19 protein-coding genes are annotated in these 16,125 nt (G+C 64.1%); 14 read left to right on the top strand and 5 right to left on the bottom strand.

Annotated elements, in window-relative coordinates; translation table 11 throughout:
• Positions 1–79: 79 nt before the first annotated feature.
• From fdxA to Q331_RS0114585, 3 genes are all read left to right on the top strand, one after another.
• Positions 80–418 carry a ferredoxin FdxA gene (gene fdxA / locus Q331_RS0114595; RefSeq protein WP_026381288.1) on the top strand — a complete coding sequence of 113 codons (339 nt, stop codon included), beginning with the start codon at positions 80–82 and terminating at the stop codon, positions 416–418.
• A gap of 313 nt (positions 419–731) precedes the next feature.
• Positions 732–1,298 carry a CarD family transcriptional regulator gene (locus Q331_RS0114590; protein ID WP_026381287.1) on the top strand — a complete coding sequence of 189 codons (567 nt, stop codon included), beginning with the start codon at positions 732–734 and terminating at the stop codon, positions 1,296–1,298.
• Positions 1,299–1,488: 190 nt separating this feature from the next.
• Positions 1,489–2,349, top strand: a complete 861-nt coding sequence (locus Q331_RS0114585; RefSeq protein ID WP_026381286.1) for an RNA polymerase factor sigma-32 — start codon at positions 1,489–1,491, stop codon at positions 2,347–2,349.
• A 377-nt stretch (positions 2,350–2,726) separates the two neighbouring features.
• On the opposite strand, the gene Q331_RS0114580 is transcribed toward Q331_RS0114585, so the two are convergent.
• From Q331_RS0114580 to Q331_RS0114565, 4 genes are all read right to left on the bottom strand, one after another.
• Positions 2,727–3,746, bottom strand: a complete 1,020-nt coding sequence (locus Q331_RS0114580; protein ID WP_026381285.1) for a methylenetetrahydrofolate reductase — start codon at positions 3,744–3,746, stop codon at positions 2,727–2,729.
• Positions 3,743–4,327 (bottom strand): methylenetetrahydrofolate reductase C-terminal domain-containing protein, encoded by a 585-nt coding sequence (locus Q331_RS21845; protein WP_034492446.1) that lies wholly within the window; start codon positions 4,325–4,327, stop codon positions 3,743–3,745. Before Q331_RS21845 ends, Q331_RS0114580 begins: the two co-directional genes overlap by 4 nt.
• 219 nt (positions 4,328–4,546) lie before the next feature.
• Entirely contained in the window at positions 4,547–4,786 is a 240-nt protein-coding gene (locus tag Q331_RS24420) for a MarR family transcriptional regulator (RefSeq protein WP_407637783.1), read from the bottom strand.
• 309 nt (positions 4,787–5,095) lie between these two features.
• The gene (locus tag Q331_RS0114565; RefSeq protein WP_026381284.1) at positions 5,096–6,106 is read right to left on the bottom strand and encodes an aldo/keto reductase; all 1,011 of its coding nucleotides are present in this window, start codon (positions 6,104–6,106) and stop codon (positions 5,096–5,098) included.
• 99 nt (positions 6,107–6,205) lie between these two features.
• On the opposite strand from Q331_RS0114565, the gene Q331_RS23775 reads away from it, so the two are divergent.
• The 8 genes from Q331_RS23775 to Q331_RS0114525 all read left to right on the top strand — a co-directional run bounded on the left by Q331_RS23775 (position 6,206) and on the right by Q331_RS0114525 (position 13,782).
• Positions 6,206–6,526 (top strand): hypothetical protein, encoded by a 321-nt coding sequence (locus tag Q331_RS23775; RefSeq protein WP_156953371.1) that lies wholly within the window; start codon positions 6,206–6,208, stop codon positions 6,524–6,526.
• Positions 6,527–6,967: 441 nt separating this feature from the next.
• Positions 6,968–7,393 (top strand): peptidoglycan-binding protein LysM, encoded by a 426-nt coding sequence (gene lysM, locus Q331_RS0114555; protein ID WP_026381282.1) that lies wholly within the window; start codon positions 6,968–6,970, stop codon positions 7,391–7,393.
• A gap of 208 nt (positions 7,394–7,601) precedes the next feature.
• On the top strand, positions 7,602–8,561 hold the full coding sequence (locus Q331_RS0114550) for an ABC transporter substrate-binding protein (RefSeq protein ID WP_026381281.1): 960 nt from the start codon (positions 7,602–7,604) through the stop codon (positions 8,559–8,561).
• Positions 8,558–9,298 carry a L,D-transpeptidase gene (locus Q331_RS0114545; RefSeq protein WP_026381280.1) on the top strand — a complete coding sequence of 247 codons (741 nt, stop codon included), beginning with the start codon at positions 8,558–8,560 and terminating at the stop codon, positions 9,296–9,298. Before Q331_RS0114550 ends, Q331_RS0114545 begins: the two co-directional genes overlap by 4 nt.
• Before the next feature lie 38 nt (positions 9,299–9,336).
• Positions 9,337–9,666 (top strand): hypothetical protein, encoded by a 330-nt coding sequence (locus Q331_RS0114540; protein ID WP_051631196.1) that lies wholly within the window; start codon positions 9,337–9,339, stop codon positions 9,664–9,666.
• 231 nt (positions 9,667–9,897) lie between these two features.
• The gene (locus tag Q331_RS23140; protein WP_051631195.1) at positions 9,898–11,121 is read left to right on the top strand and encodes a patatin-like phospholipase family protein; all 1,224 of its coding nucleotides are present in this window, start codon (positions 9,898–9,900) and stop codon (positions 11,119–11,121) included.
• A 223-nt stretch (positions 11,122–11,344) separates the two neighbouring features.
• Positions 11,345–12,604, top strand: coding sequence for a GNAT family N-acetyltransferase (locus Q331_RS0114530; protein ID WP_026381278.1), 1,260 nt, complete (start codon positions 11,345–11,347; stop codon positions 12,602–12,604).
• Positions 12,605–12,699: 95 nt separating this feature from the next.
• Positions 12,700–13,782: an AI-2E family transporter gene (locus Q331_RS0114525; RefSeq protein ID WP_034492407.1), complete on the top strand. Its 1,083-nt coding sequence runs from the start codon at positions 12,700–12,702 to the stop codon at positions 13,780–13,782.
• Between the two features lie 207 nt (positions 13,783–13,989).
• Here Q331_RS0114525 and Q331_RS0114520 read toward each other — a convergent pair whose 3' ends face one another.
• Positions 13,990–14,877 (bottom strand): phage exclusion protein Lit family protein, encoded by an 888-nt coding sequence (locus Q331_RS0114520; protein ID WP_084175073.1) that lies wholly within the window; start codon positions 14,875–14,877, stop codon positions 13,990–13,992.
• A 274-nt stretch (positions 14,878–15,151) separates the two neighbouring features.
• Here Q331_RS0114520 and Q331_RS23510 point away from each other — a divergent pair, with 274 nt between their 5' ends.
• The 3 genes from Q331_RS23510 to Q331_RS0114510 all read left to right on the top strand — a co-directional run.
• Positions 15,152–15,469, top strand: coding sequence for a type II toxin-antitoxin system HicB family antitoxin (locus Q331_RS23510; RefSeq protein ID WP_084175072.1), 318 nt, complete (start codon positions 15,152–15,154; stop codon positions 15,467–15,469).
• 17 nt (positions 15,470–15,486) lie between these two features.
• On the top strand, positions 15,487–15,861 hold the full coding sequence (locus Q331_RS23505; protein WP_245615668.1) for a hypothetical protein: 375 nt from the start codon (positions 15,487–15,489) through the stop codon (positions 15,859–15,861).
• Positions 15,862–15,909: 48 nt separating this feature from the next.
• The coding region (locus Q331_RS0114510) for a transposase (RefSeq protein WP_026381275.1) at positions 15,910–16,125 on the top strand (216 nt) is incomplete at its 3' end.

Genomic DNA, 16,125 nt, shown 5'->3' with positions numbered 1-16,125 from the left:
GACGGCGCTGCTTTGCCGCTCTTGCGCCGGCCGGCAAAAGCCATTAGGCCGCCATCGCGAGGCCTGACGGGAGCTGAGTATGACCTACGTGGTGACCGATAACTGCATTCGATGCAAATATACCGATTGCGTCGAGGTATGCCCGGTCGACTGTTTCTACGAAGGCGAGACCATGCTCGTCATCCATCCTGACGAGTGCATTGATTGCGGCGTTTGCGAGCCTGAATGCCCCGTCGACGCGATCCGCCCCGATACCGAGCCGGGGCTGGAGAAATGGCTGACGCTGAACGCCGAATATGCTGAGAAATGGCCGAACATCACGGTCAAGCGCGAGCCCCCTTCCGATGCCAAAGAGCACGAGGGAGAGGCGGACAAGTACGAAAAGTACTTTTCTCCGGAGCCCGGCGAAGGCGACTGATTTCGTCGCCACGGGGCTGTTCGCCTTGTTCTTGCGTTCCGCCGCGGAAGTTGACGCTGCCGCGGCGGCGGCTTTGCGCGTGCAACAAATCCTTGATTTTGGGCGCGTTTTGCGCTAAATAGTTGAGATCGGACTTGGAAAGTGTTCCGATCTGCAATTTCCGGTTTGGAACCGCGATGGCTGGAATGGTCGCTGCCCCCACGCAGCGGCGTCTGTCGCTTTTTCAGAAAGGTCCTCCCGTGCAGCACCGCGCCGTCGGCAATTTGAGGCCTTTGGCGGGACTGCGTTTCTTGAACCCAGGAGTCGCACGCGTATGACAACAAAGAAGACGGTGAAGCGCCAGGGCTTTCGCACCAACGAGAACATCGTTTACCCGGCCCATGGCGTCGGCCGCATCGTGGATGTGGAGACGCAGGAAGTGGCGGGCATGAAGCTCGAGCTCTTCGTCATCGACTTCGACAAGGACAAGATGACCTTGCGCGTTCCCGTCGCCAAAGCCGCGTCCGTCGGCATGCGCAAGCTGGCCGACGAGGCGACCGTCGCCAAGGCCCTGGAGACCGTCAAGGGTCGCGCCCGCGTCAAGCGCACCATGTGGAGCCGCCGCGCCCAGGAATACGAGGCCAAGATCAATTCCGGCGATCTTATCTCCATCGCCGAAGTGGTCCGCGACCTCTACCGCTCCGACGCGCAGCCCGAGCCCTCCTATTCGGAGCGCCAGCTCTACGAGGCCGCCATCGACCGTATGGCGCGCGAGGTCGCGGCGGTAGAGAAGACCTCCGAAAGCGAGGCGCAGCGCAAGATCGAAAAGCTGATCGAAGCAAGCCCTAAGCGCCGCCGCGCCCAGCAGGAGGAAGAGGAGCCGCGCGAGGAAGCTGCCTGAGCCGCGCCTGAATGGGCAGAAAGACGGCCCAGTCATCACAATCACGTAAACGCATTCGTGAACACGGGAACCCGGCCATTGGCCGGGTTTTTGTGTATTTGGAGTTCGCATCCGTGTTTAGAAGGCTTATAAGGTAACGCGAGCCTCCTACGGATGGCCTCGTAAGGACGTCAAAGGCGGGAAGGTTGGCATGAGCGATTCCAACATCTCACGACGCCAGATTGTCAGGGCGGCCATGAAGGCGCCTTACCTCGAACGCGACGAAGAACGCGACCTGGCGATCGCCTGGAAGGAAAGAAAAGACCAGCAGGCGCTGCACCGGCTGACCTCGGCGCATATGCGGCTGGTCATCTCCATCGCGGCGCGCTTTCGCCATTTCGGCCTGTCGATGAACGACCTCATCCAGGAAGGCCATGTCGGCCTTCTGGAGGCGGCCGCGCGCTTCGAGCCGGAGCGCGAGGTGCGCTTCTCCACCTACGCCACCTGGTGGATTCGCGCCTCCATCCAGGACCACATCCTGCGCAATTGGTCGATCGTGCGCGGCGGCACCTCCTCGGCGCAGAAATCCCTCTTCTTCAATCTGCGGCGCTTGCGGGCGCGTCTGTCGCGCGGCTCCGAAACGCTCGACGCGCCCGAGCTCTACGACCAGATCGCCCAGGCGATCGGCGTCTCCACCGCCGACGTCGCTCTCATGGATTCGCGTCTTTCCGGCCCAGACACCTCGCTGAATGCGCCGATTATCGAATCCGACGGCTCCAGCGCCGACCGGCAGGACTTCATCGCCTCCGACGCGCCGCTGCAGGACGAGACCGTCGGCGAGCATATCGACGGGGAGCGTTGGTCGGGCTGGCTCTATTCGGCGCTCAGCGTCCTCAACGAGCGCGAATTGAAAATCGTCAAGCGGCGCCGCCTGGAAGACGAGGGCGCCACGCTGGAAGCGCTCGGCCAGGAGCTCGGCATCTCCAAGGAGCGCGTGCGCCAGATCGAGAGCCGGGCGCTGGAGAAGCTGCGCACCGCCCTCACCGAAGAGAACCGCACATATATGGCCTGAAGGCCGCTCGCACCGACACGCCGCGCCTTTCGTTCGCCGGGCGTCATGGCGGCTGGGCGGTTGGCCGCCCGCTCGCCCAGGCTGCCCGGCCGTCTTGTGCGCGATAGCACAGCCGCCGGCCTTCAAGACACGCTATGGCACATGGGCGGAGGCAAGCTCCGCCGCGAAACCCTCGCGAGGTCTTGAGGCGCCCGGCGGTCGCGGCGAATCCATCGCCCCGGACCCAAGCCCCCATGCCCCTCGCCGGTCCGGACCGGCGGGCGCCTCGGGATCCAGAATGTCCGCTTATGGCGATCCTTTCGCCGCAATCCTTTCGCCGCAATCCTTTCGCCGATTGAGCCTGTCTCGATCCGCCCCTTGCCGGCGGCGAGCGGTCGTCAGGCCTTGGCGGGCGCGGCCGCCCTCTGCCGCCGCGCCACCGGCCGCCTCCCGGCCAAGACGCCCGATTCCATGATGATCTCCGAGACCTGATGCTCGCGCCGGTAGGCCATCACATGCACGCCGGCGATGCCCTTGATCTCGCGGATCTGCTGGATGAGCTCGACGCACAGCCTCTTGCCCTCCTCGCCCGGCTTGTCCGCCTTCTCCAGCCGCTCGATGACGTGTTCGGGGATATGGATGCCCGGCACGTTGGAACGCATCCACCGCGCCGCCCGCGCCGAGGCGAGCGGGCCGACGCCGGCCAGGATGAAGACCTTTTCGTGCAGCCCCAGATCGCGCACCCGCGCCATGAAGGCCTCGAACTGAGGCATGTCGAAAATATAGTTGGTCTGGATGTACTCCGCCCCCGCCTCGATCTTCTTCTTCAGCCGATCCGGCCGCCATTCGACCGGCGTCACGCAAGGATTTTCCGCCGCGCCGAGGAACAGAGGCGGCGGGCGGGTGATCTTGCGCCCGGACAGGAACACGCCCTCGTCGCGCATGGTCTTCAGGGCCCGCAGCAGCGACACCGAATCAAGGTCGAAGACCGGCTTGGCGCCCGGCTGGTCGCCGACGCCCACGCCGTCCCCGGTCAGGCACAGGACGTTGCGCACCCCCATCGCCGCCGCGCCGAGCGCGTCGCCCTGGATGGCGATGCGGTTCCGGTCGCGGCAGGATATCTGATAGATCGTGCCGTAGCCGGCGCGCGTCAGCAGCGAGCAGATGCCGATCGACGACATATGGCAATTGGCGCCGGAGGCATCGGTGGCATTGATGGCGTCGACGACTTCCGCCAGCGGGCGAGCGGCTTCGAAAACATCCTCCGGATCGGCCGAGTCCGGCGGGTTGAGCTCAGCCGTCACGGCAAACCGGCCCTGGCGCAGGACGCGCTCCAGCCGGCTTCCGGAGGAATGGCCGGGCGGCGGGGCCTCGTAGGCGTTGAGCCCGGCCTGATGTCCCTGTGCATCGGCGCTCATGGCTGCGCCTCGCGGTTGACGGCGCTCGGCGGCTCCTCCGCCAGCGGCGCAGAGGCCGGCTCGTTGCGCCGCGCGCCGGCGAAGGCCTTGGCGACGATCCGCCTCGCCCGGCTCTTGGTCTCGCTATGGCGCCGCTCCGCCGCCTTCTCGCGAGCGACACGCAGCCAGGAGGACGAGCCCTTCAAGGAGCGGTCGACCGGCGGCAGCACCTCGCTGATCCAGGCGCCGTTGCGCATCCGTTGCGCCCCGTCCCAGGCGTCCACCCAGACGCAGCGCATCCACGGCTTGACCTCGCAGAAGCCGCCCGGCCGCACGCCGCCGCACGGACCGTTGCGCAGCTGCTTCGGACAGTTCATCGGACAGGACATGCCGGTGGAGGAAAGCACGCACTGGCCACACATCTCGCAATCGAAGAGAAGTCCCTTCACGCCGCTCTCCAGCACCGCAACGGGCCGTTCCACGCGCGCATAGCCGATGCGCGCGAAGAGGGGGTCGAGAGCCACCATGGTGCCCTCCACCCATTTGTAGAGCCGCTCCAGGCCGCGGGCATGCCGCACGGACCAAAGGCGAAGACGGTACATCGGCGGCATCTCCCGCGACTTGGCTTGCCCGGCCACCACCCTTTGGGCATGCGTTCTGGCCCGCCGGGATCAGAGCCCGCTATCGCGCTTGTGCCGGAGCGGCGCCCGGCCCGATTGGCCGATAGCGGCACCGCGCGACATCAAATGCGCCGCAGCTTCACTCGTCCAGCACTTCGAGGTCTTCCTCCAGCGCCGCCTCCAGGCGCACAAGAAGGTCGATCAACGAGCGGCGTTGCGCCTCCTCCAGGCATTCCAGCAGGACTTTCTCGCGCTCGCGCAATACCGGCATGATCTCGTCATGCAGCGCGAGCCCGGGGGGGTCAGGGCGACGCTTTGGCGCTGGTGATCTCCGGCCCCGGAGCGCACTTCCACCAGCCCGCGCCGACGCATGCTGTGCACGGCGCGACTGACGGCGCCCTTGTCGAGACTCGTGAGCTCGCTGATCTGCCGCGGCGCGATCCAAGGCTGGCCGCCGAGCAGCGCCATGATGCGCAGATCGGTGATGCCGACGCCGAAGCGAGGCCGATAATAGGCGGAGGCCACGCTGGCGATCTTGTTGCCGATATTGATGAGATGGACCGGCGCGTAGCCGTTGAGATCGAGAGCCTGCTCCGACCGCCGGGATACTGCGCCATCGCGCTCGGTTCTGACATGCGGCCCGGCGGCCATGCCTGCTCCCATGCTGCCAGTCCAGTGCTTGCCGACGATCCGAATACTACCGAATAAATTGTCAGACAATCAACAAGTCCGGCAAATACACGGCCCCCATCACAAACGCACGGGTGGGGGGCCGAATTCCTCCGTGTCCAACTGCATCTGGATATGGGGTGCGTAACGCTCTCCCGCTACCGTCGTCTCGTTGATAAGACGATCGAGCCGCGCGAACGTGCCGGGCGGCACCTGCAAGTCCACCGCTGCGGCGTTTTCCGCCAGATGCGCTTCGTCGGTGGTTCCAGGGATCGGCACGATGTCGTCGCCCTTGCCCAGAAGCCAGGCGAGCGCCAGTTGGGCCGGGCTGCAGCCGACGTCTCCGGCGATCTCCACGAGCCTGTCGACCAGGTCCAGATTGAGGAAGAAATTCTCCGGTCGGAAGCGCGGCATGGTGCGGCGCAGATCGTCGTCGACAAGGCGGGTCGGGTCGCGCAGCGTGCCGGTGAGAAACGCCCGGCCGAGCGGCGCGAAGGCGACGAAGGTGATGTCCAGCTGCCGGCAGGCCGCCAACATGGCGATCTCCGGATTACGCGTCCACAGCGAGTATTCGCTCTGCACGGCGCTGATGGGGTGAACCGCATGGGCCCTGATCAGCGTCGGCACGGAGACCTCCGAAAGCCCGATGCTCTTGACCTTGCCGGCCTCCACCAGCTCGCCGAGCGCGCCGACGGAATCCTCGATCGGCACACGCTTGTCGAGACGGTGCAGGTAGCAAAGGTCGATCGCCTCCGTCTTCAGCCGCTTCAGGCTCTCCTCGCAGCTGCGTTTTAGGCTTGTCGGCCGCCCGTCGATGACCCGCCTTCCCTCCCCGTCGCGACGAAGCCCGCATTTGGTTGCCAGCACGAATTCATCGCGTCTTTTGCCGAGCACTTCGCCGATAAGTGTCTCATTGGCGCCGGCGCCGTAGACCGCAGCGGTATCGAGAAAGGTATAGCCGCGCTCCAGGGCCCGGTTGAGCAGACGCTCCGCCCGCTTGCGCTCCGGCGCAATCCCGTAGCCGTGGGAAAGGCCCATGCAACCAAGACCGATGGCGGAGACGGTGTAAGGTCCGAGCTTGCGCTGCTGCATCTCCTCAAGCTTCCCTCAATTGGCCGTTGTCGAGCGGTAATATGCGCGCCCCATCCCCTCGCCTCGTCCGAAGCCGCCAGGCAGGCGCAACCGCACGGCATGGTGGGCGCCACCCGGCCCGGCAGGCTCCAAAGTGCAGGACATGGCACGAGCCGGCGGCGGCGCCATGTTGCGGGCGCGCGCAACCTCGAAGAGAGACGGGCGGCGTTGAAACGGTGGGCATCCTCGCAATTGCCTATGGCTCAGCTCGCCTCCGGACGCAATCCCTGCGCGAATATTTGCCGCAAGAACAAGCCCACCCGCGTATCGGATGGCGTCTTTTCGCCCGCCCGCGCGCGAAAGTTCACCGGCCCCGCGAACATCAAAAAGCTGTTGGTTTGGAAGGAAAAATACCAATTGGCGCGCGCGCCCTGCAAGTGATCTACGAGAGGGATGGGTCGGCCGCCCGCCTCTCCGGCCGCGTTCGGCCCGACGACAAGTATTATCAACCCTTCGTTGCTACACTTATCCTTGCGAAATTCTGGCCTTTCGCATGCGCGGGATTCGCAAACCGGACAAAGGCGCTTTCGCAATACGGATAGCGCCGGCCCGGCTCGCCGGCTATGCGCTCTTTCTGCGTCGGGCGCGGCCGGTCACCAGATTTGACGGACAACTCGACCATTTGCGCCAAATAGATCAAAGTTCTGTCGATCAACTCCCGCCGGAGATTGCGCGCTGCGAAGGCGACACGAAATCTTCGGCTGCTTGTCGCTGCGGAGAAGATCGATGAGATGCGGAGCGGTCGTCACGTTTGCACCCCGCCTGGTACAGGCCCGAGCCTTTCGGACAACGACCGGAAATCTTTGATAGGAGGCAAGGAAAATGAAGTTGTTCGACTTCGTGAAGGCTGCGGGACGCAAGCTCGGCTTCGGCGACGATGACGCGCAAAAAACGGAAGCGCTGAAGAAGGAGATCGACAGCTACGATCTCGGCTCTGAGGACATTCAAGTCGAAGTCACGGGTGACAAGGCGATCATCCGCGGCAACGCCTCCAGTCAGGAAGCGCTGGAGAAGATCATCCTCGCCACCGGAAACGTGGAAGGCATCGGCAAAGTCGAGGCCGAGGTCACCGCGCCGCAGGCGCGCGAGCCTGTCTTCCATACCGTGGTGCAAGGCGAATCCTTGTGGAAGATCGCCGAGGTCCATTACGGCAGCGGCGCTCGCTACACCGAGATTTTCGAGGCCAACCGTCCGATGCTGTCCGATCCGGACAAGATCTACCCCGGCCAGGTTCTGCGCATACCGTGACGCCCGCGACACCATTCTGTGCCGGGGCCTTGAAAATGAAGCGCCAAGCCGTTTCTCGCCGCAGAACGATGCCGCGCCGAATGCGCGCCGGCCCGCCGGCGGAGCGACGGACGACCTTCGCGAACCGGAATCAACGCCCGACCTCGGCGGTCGCCGAATCCCTTCGGCCCAAGCAACGACAGCTGTGATTGTCGATGGAGCAACACGAATGCGCCTATCTCGCTATGCATGCCGTTTTCTGGCCGTCGCAGCGCTCGCGGCCGGCACCGCACCGGCAGGTGCCGCCGACGTCGTCGTGGGCGTTCCACACTGGCCCTCGGCGCAAGTCACGGCCAATATCATCGCCTCCCTTCTGACCTCCGAGCTTGGGGTGGAGGCCGAGTTGGAGGAGCGCGGCACGCTTGGCATCCTCGCCGGCATCGACCAGGGGGAAATGCATATCCACCCGGAGGTATGGCTGCCGAACCTCAACGACGCGGTCGACCGTTACGCCGGGCGCAACGGCACGCTGCGGCTGAGCGAGAACGGTGTCGCCGCCGCGCAGAATGTCTGCGTCACCGCCGCCACCGCGCAAGCGACCGGCATCGACGAAGTGTCCGACCTTGCCGACCCGGCCATGGCCAAGCACTTCGACACCAATGCCGACGGCAAGGGCGAGATGTGGATCGGCGCCCCGAGCTGGTCCTCCACCGGCATCGAGAAGGTCCGCGCCCGTAGCTATGGCTACGATCAAACCATGACGCTCCTGGAGGGGCCGGAAGCGGTGGCCATGGCCGCGATCGACGTCGCCGCCGCGCAAGGCCTGCCGGTGGTCTTCTATTGCTACCGCCCGCACCATGTCTTCGAGCTGCACGATATTCGCATCCTGGCCGAGCCGGCCCACGACCCCGCCACCTGGTCGCTGGTCTCAGCCTCCGACGATCCGAGCTGGCAGGCGAAATCCAAGGCCGGCAGCGCCTGGGACGCCTCGCATTACCACATCGCCTATGCCGCCTCGCTTTCCGACTCCCATCCCCAAATCGCCGCCTTCCTGGAGCGCATCACCCTGACGCCGCAGGATGCGACGCAGATGAGCTATGCCGTGGAGGTGGAGAGGACAGAGCCGGCCAAGGTCGCCGAGGCCTGGATCGCAGCTAACCGCAAACGCATCGAGGAGTGGACGCAATGAAAGTCTTGCGCCGACAGCCACGCCAAGCGGACGGGCCCCGCCTGACCGTCGCCGGAGCACGTCAGGGCGGCGGGCATCGGCGCGCCCTGCGCCTCTTCGTCGTCACGGCGCTGGTTCTGGCGACGGGCGGGGCCGCGCTTGCCCAAGCCTTCCGCTCGGAGATCTTCGACCCGCAGACGCGGCGCTGGGTCAGCTACGATCCGCAGCGCGCCATGCGCTACTATCAGGCGCACGGCTCCATTCCGGACGAATTCCGCCGGCAGGTCGTCGACTTCCGCACGGCCGAAGAGCCCGGCACGATCATCATCGATGGCAACCGCCATTTCCTCTATCTCGTCCAGCCGGGCTTCAAGGCCATCCGCTATGGCATCGGCGTCGGGCGCGAGGGGTTTGGCTGGGCCGGTATCGTGCGCGTCGGCCGCAAGACCGAATGGCCGACCTGGACGCCGCCGCCTGAGATGGTGGCCCGCGATCCCAAGGCCGCCAAGTACAGGAACGGCATGCCGGGCGGGCCGGACAATCCGCTCGGCCCGCGCGCGATGTATCTTTACGAGGGCAGTCGCGACACGATCTACCGCATCCACGGCACCACCGAGCCCTGGTCGATCGGCCTCAACATCTCCTCCGGCTGCATCCGTCTCAACAACGACGACATCATCGACCTCTATGACCGCGTGGAGATCGACGCCAAGGTGGTGGTCCTGATGCAAGGCGCCGCCCTCTACCGCGGCATCTGAGCTGCGACACAAGATCGATCGGCAAGAAGGCAGACAACATGGCTCACACAGAAAGCTTTGCCGCCTGGGCGCTCCTGGCAACCTCGATCCTCTCGCTGGGCGGCTGCTCGACTTTCGGCGGCAACAGCGCCGAGCCGGCCGGGCCGATGGTCCGCGCCGGCGGCGAGACGGCGCCGACCGATCTACAGCTCCTATGCGCCTCGGAGGCCGCCAACCGGCTTGGGATCGACACCACCAAGGTCCTGCCGGTCAGCTCCGCTCCGGCCGAGCCGGGCACCTATCGCGTCGCCCTCAATGCCGATGGCGCACAGGCCGTCTGCCTGGTGAACGAAAGCGGATCGGTCCTGTCGGTGGAGCGCACCGGCTAGCCCCGCGCCCGGCCCGGCCTCGCTTACGGCGTTTGTTCATTCTTTTCGCCGATCCTCCGCGCTGCCAGCGGAGAGAAGGCGGCGTAAGGCGTATGCTTGACCAAGTTCCACATGGCCGGCTAGCTCGCCCGTGCCGGCGCCGCGTATCGCCAACAAGGCGCCGCATGAGCGGGTTGGCCGATGTGTGAGCGCAATCGCCTGGGACGACGAGAACGGGGCACTCGGTCGCCTTTGCAGCCGACTGGGCCCTGCTCCAGCTCGCCGGCGCGCCCGCGGCGTCTGCATGCGCTCGCCCTGCTCTTCATGCTGCCCTTCCTTGCCACCTGCGCAACGCGCCCCCAGCTTATCGCGCCCGACAGCTTCGACTACGCAGAGCCAGGCCAGATCCGCCTGTTCGACGACAATGGCAACCCCGGCGTCGATATCGCCGCCAGCATCGAAGCGGCGCTTCGAACCGGCCATCCGCTGAAGGATTCCGATGGCGACGGGCGGCCCGACTACATCATCCTCGCCCTTTCAGGCGGCGGCGCTTTCGGTGCCTATACGGCTGGGATTTTGACCACCTGGAGCGAGATCGGCACCCGCCCCGAATTCGACGTCATCACCGGCGTGTCGACGGGCGCGCTCGCCGGCGCGCTCGCCTTCGCCGGGCCCGAATACGACCCGATCCTGCGGCACGTCTACACCCAGTTCCGCCGCAGCGACATCCTGCGCTTTCGCCCGTTCCTGGGTGTCTTCGCCTCCTCCGTTTCCGACGATCACCCGCTGCATGCCCAGATCCTCGATATCGTCGACGACCGCTTTCTCGACCGCGTCGTCGCCGAGCACGACAAGGGTCGGCGCTTTTATGTCGCCACCACCGACCTGGATCGGGGACGTCTGGCTGTCTGGGATATGGGCGAGGTGGCCCGCGTGAAGGACGCAAAGCGCCGCGAGCGCTTCGCCAACATCCTCCTGGCCTCCGCATCGGTGCCGGTACTGTTCCCGCCGGTCTTCGTTCCCCTGCAGCAAGGCGGCGGGGTGATGCATGTCGATGGCGGCGTGAAGGCGCCCGTCCTGGTGCGCAACTTCATGCTGGAAGTGCCCAAACGTGCCTCGCCGAAGCGCCCGGTGGACCTTCAGGTCTACGTCGTCATCAACAACAAGATCTCGCTCACCCATCACGGCAAGCCGGTGGAACCGAACATCGCCTCCATCGCGCGCTCCTCCATCCGCACCCTGTACGAGACGGCGATCTACAAGACGCTTTATCAAAGCTACGTCACGACCCGGCAGGCGCGCGGCAAGTTCCGCCTGTCCTATGTTCCGGACGAGCTGCAGCTGGAAGGCAATTCCCTGTCCTTCAAGGGACAGGACATGCAGCGCCTTTTCGACCTCGGCGCCTCGCGCATGCGCGAGGGCACGGCCTGGGTGCCCGAGCCGCCCCGGCTGGAAGCGCTGGAGCGCATCAACTGAGCCTTGCCGACCTCTCGCCCGCTGGCACCAGCGGGCGGCGGCGCTGTCTCGTTGGCCGGCCGACGAAGGAGCGGCTGCTTAGCGGAAACGGCGGGCGACATGCAATCAAGAGCTTAACACGGCGAATTAACCAAGAATTAGCCACTTGTTTGGCTCAACTCCGCTGATAGGCTTCAAGCAATGGAAGAGAAGTTTACCCGCTTCACACCAAGGCACATTCTCAATGGGAGAGATGCTCTGGACGACACACAAGGCACTCGATAGTCCCTCCTTTGCCGGCCGGCCCCTCCAGGCCAACGCCTCTGGAGAGGCACAGGAGGCCTACGCCGTCACCGCCGAGAGACGATCGGTGGCAAGCATCGGTGAGATTGCAGAAGATTGGCGCCGACTGGCCGATGGCGCCGCTGAGCCCAACTACTTCTACGGCCCTGATTTCGTCCAGGCGGCGCTGCGCAACCAGTCTGAGGGCGGGAAGGTTACCTTGCTCTGCTCATGGAAGGCCCACGCCTCGGAGCGACGCTTGATCGGCTTGATGCCGCTCACCCGCCCCCTCTTCTATTGGGGCATCCCCCTTCCCCTTCATCATAGCTGGCGCAACAAATACGGACATTGCTCCGCGCCGCTTCTTGCCCGCGGCGACGAGATTCGCGCGGCGCGCTCCTTGCTGGATGCGCTGGGAGAGGACCGGTTCGGCGCGTCCGCCCTCTACCTCCACGAGATCGATGTCGAGGGGCCCGCCTTTCGCGCCTTGCGGAGCGTTCTTGAGGAGCGCGGCCTGGCCTGGCGCGAGATTCGCCGGGTCGCACGCACCATCGCGACGCCGAGCGAGGACATCGACGCCTTCATGGCGCGCTCCATGAGCCGCACGCGCCGCTACAAGCTCCGCAAGGCACGGCGAAACCTGGAGAAACGCGGCACGGTGAAGTTCGAGTTGCTGCGCGGCGAACGGCAGGTGACGGAGGGTCTCAAATCCTTCATGGCCGTGGAGAAGGCGGGCTGGAAAGGCCGCCTGGGCAGCGCCATGGGCTGCAGGGCGAGCACCACGGCGCTTCTTTACGAGGGCTTTCGGGGAGGGACAGGCGCAACCGGCGGTGCCTGCGCCCGCCTTTCGCTGGACGGGCGTCCCATCGCCGTCTCCGTTATCGCCGTATCGGGCGATACGCTCTGGACCCCCAAGATCGCCTACGACGAGGCTTATGCGAAATATTCCCCTGGCGTCCTGCTCGCCATGTCGATCGTGGAGGCTGCCGGTTCGGGCCTTGGCGTGACGCGCATCGATTCCGCCAGCCGACCGGAAAGCTGGATCGAGCATTACTGGGACGAGCGCCTGCAGCTTGCCGACATCCTGGTGGCGACGCGGCCCGGCGTCTCGGCCGCCAGGCTGAACTGGCTGGCGCGCCTCGATCGCCTGCGGCGCGAATTCGGGCTCCGCTTGCGTCGCTCGCACGACCGCGCCAAGGACGAAGCGCACCACAACGCCTGACACCATCCGCCATCATGAGATTTCGGGGCGGTGCGCCATGCTTGCCCGGCTCCGTCGGTTGACGTGATGGGGCAAGGCGCAGAACGATTGCCGCCATGAAGAACCTGCCATTCCTGAACCTCGTGCTCGCCGTGGTTCTCGTCGCCACCCTGGGCTGGCTGCTCGTCGTCGGGCGGCCGATCCTGCTGCCCATCGTGACGGCGGTCATCTCCGTCTATGTGATGGTTTCCGCAACGGAATTCATGCGGCGCCTTCCGGTCCTTTCGCGTCTTCCCACCTCCCTGTTACGCCTGCTCGTCCTTTTGGGCTTCACCGTCGTCATCATCGCTTTTGCCATCGTCATCGCCTCCACCGCGCAGGAGATCGCGGTCGTGGCGCCGACCTACCAGACCAATCTCGATATGCTGGTGGCCAACATCGCCTCGAGGTTCGATCTGGAGACGCAGGAAATCTGGGACGAGATCCGCAAGGTGACGGTCGATCGCATCGACCTGCAGCGTCTCGCACTCGCCATTCTCGGCGGCTTCACCTCCATCGGCGCCTCGGTTTTCCTGGTCATCGTCTATGCGGCCTTCCTGATGAGCGAGCGCGGGGCCTTCGCCAAGAAAGTCGCCGCGGCGGTCGCCAACGAGGATCTGGCCAAGCGCACGCTGCAAATCCTGACGGACATCAACCGCCGCATCAGCGACTACCTCGCCGTCAAGACGACGATCAACATCATCCTTGGCATCCTCTCCTACGCCATCTTGTGGATAGCCGGCGTCGACTTCGCCGCCTTCTGGGCGATCACCATCGCCGTTCTGAACTATATTCCCTATGTGGGATCTTATCTCGGCGTCGCCTTCCCGGTGATCCTGTCGCTGGCGCAGTTCGGCTCGCTCACCGCGACGCTGGTCCTTCTGGTGTTTCTGACCGGGGCTCAAATCCTGGTCGGCAATTTCATCGAGCCCCGCCTCATCGGCCGGCAGCTCAATCTCAGCCCCTTTGCGGTTCTGGTGGCGCTGTCGCTCTGGGGGGCGATGTGGGGCATTCCCGGGGCGATCCTCGCCATCCCCCTCACCTCCATCGTCGTCATCGTCCTGTCGAGCTTCGAGCAGACGCGCTTTCTGGCGGTCTTGATCGCGGAGCGGGTGGAAGCCGGCGAGCCAACGCGGCGGCAGGAGGCGGGCGGCGCCTGAGAAAGGCCCGTGAAGTGCGGCCACCGAGCGGGACCCGCTGAGCGAGGCCCCTGAGCGCGGCGACCGCCCATGTCGTTGACATGGACCCGCGCTCATAAGACCGGAATGGACCGACGGAAACTGGCGCGCCGGAGAGGATGAAACTGAGAACGGCTATGTCATTGCAGTAGCTATATGAATTTCCAGCGACCTTCCGCTGTCAACAGCTCATGTCGCGGGAAACAGGACTTCTAGCCGACTGCTAACCCAGTCGAAAACTTCCTTTGACGTATCGAACTGTGGGGCCGGCGTGGCAGGGTCGAGCAGGGCCTTTAGGACATATCCTGCGTTCTCAATTCCTACGCTTCGGGTTCCCGTCTGAAACAAATCCGCGGCCTCGCGGAATCGTAGGATGGTGGCGGGATGGTCATTTCCGGCCCCTACCGTTTGCTCAAACAAAAATAACCAGGTCAGGGCGACCACGATCATTAGGACGCGAAATTCGCGCTGTAGACCGTTTCCCGCCCTGTCGAGAATCCATCGGGTGGCGAAGTCATCGGCACGGTATTCCTGCTTCACGAGCAGGTCTTGGGGAAGAAATTTCACATCACCGTGGTGAATGTGGGCAACCTCGTGGAGGATGATCCAGCTGAGGGCGCCAAAGAAAACATTGTTTACTCGACCTTCTGGCGTATCAAACTCAGGGGAAATGGGCGGCGGCGGAAGGTCGTCTGGCCAATCCTGATCTGCTCGGTAAAGCGCGTTAGCATAGGCGATATGTTCGGGAACTTTTCGGGCCGCACACTCGTCCGCGATATTGATCTCGGCCTCCCCGGCTTGTCTTGGCGCTCTTTGCGCTCGCGAACTGATGTCTGCGACATGAAAGGCGGCGTAAGCGATGCACCACAGGCTCGCGAGCCCCGCGTACGAAAGATAGATCGCTTTGTCGGCAGGCACTGCATAGAAATTCGCTGCTGTTTTGCTTGGCCGCAGGTCCCATTTACCTGATCCGAAAATCGCCTCCGCAAGTTCCTCGCCACGTTCGGGCGCAATGTTGAAAGGCGTTCGAGCTGCATATCGAAAGAAGGGGTCAGTTACTTGCTTCGTAGATGGCATAGGTATTTCAATTCAGTTTTAGTCAGGGGCGGCTCCAGCCTTCGGCCAACTTCTCCAGCACCTTGTCAAACCAATGCTCGTACCAGTACCAGGTGCCGGCAATCATGACGCCAAAGCCCTTGCCTAGTGTTCTGGCGTCCAGTTGGATAGCCGAGAGGAGCGGCGCGCCCGTATGCAGGCGGAGCTGGCCGAAGCGCGGCGTAGAAATCAGAGGCGGTCTAATGATCGCGGCAGGGAACGATCACGATAAACAAATCGAAAAGGAGGAACGAAAATGGATGCATCAACCCGGCGCTATGTCGCCGTCATCATAAAGGAAAAGAATTCGGCCTATGTCGCCACGGTCCCCGATCTTGGCGCCATGTTCACGACCGGCGATACGATCGAAGAAGCGAAAGCCAACCTGCCGGACGCGATAGCCACCCACCTCAATGGCATGGAAACCGACGGTCGAACCCTGCCGGAACCACGCAGCCGCAAAGCGGTGCTGGCAGATATCGAAGAGCCTGTGGTGGAAGACTATGTCATTGAGATTGACGTTACCATCGAATCCGGGCCCAATCCGACAAGACGAAGCGCTTTTGGGCGATAGATTCAGGCGGAGGGGGCTTGGCACGACGACCAGGAAATACTCTTGAGAAGTGGGAAGTAGCGCTCGTTAAGGCGATGCTCGCGAAGAAGTATGTTCCGCAAGACATCCAAGCCTATTTTTCCCGACCGACCCGCTCCATCAACCATGCCCGCATATCCGAAATTCGGGACGGGACGAAGCACAAAGCCATAAAAGCAGCATCCGAGGCCGAACTGGATGCCTTTTTGGAAGCGTGGCCGAATGTTGATCCAGTGACCGGCCTTCATCTGCAAGGGGATGAACTGCTGGTCAAAGCCCGCGAGGCGATGATTGCGGCGGTACATACGTTCAACAGCGCCGGACTGCACTTCCGCGCATGTCCGGGATCAGCGCCCATGGGCCATCTGAGGTGATTTCGTAAAGGAGGGTTTCTGGCTCATCGTAACCGCCAAGGAGTGGAGATGAGACAGAAACCCGGAACGCCCAAGCTGCCGGCCGATCGTGTCGTGAAAGACATCCGTCGGCGCACGCGCAAGCATCATTCGGCGGAGGAGAAGATCCGTATCGTGCTCGAGGGCCTGCGTGGCGAGGAGAGCATCGCGGAGCTGTGCCGGCGCGAAGGCATTGCGACGAGCCTCTACTACAGCTGGTCGAAGGAGTTCCTCGAGGCCGGCAAG

The sequence above is a fragment of the Afifella pfennigii DSM 17143 genome (assembly GCF_000688515.1).
Classification (GTDB): domain Bacteria; phylum Pseudomonadota; class Alphaproteobacteria; order Rhizobiales; family Afifellaceae; genus Afifella; species Afifella pfennigii.
Note: the sequence above shows the minus strand (reverse complement) of the source record. Positions and strands in the feature narration are given on the sequence as shown.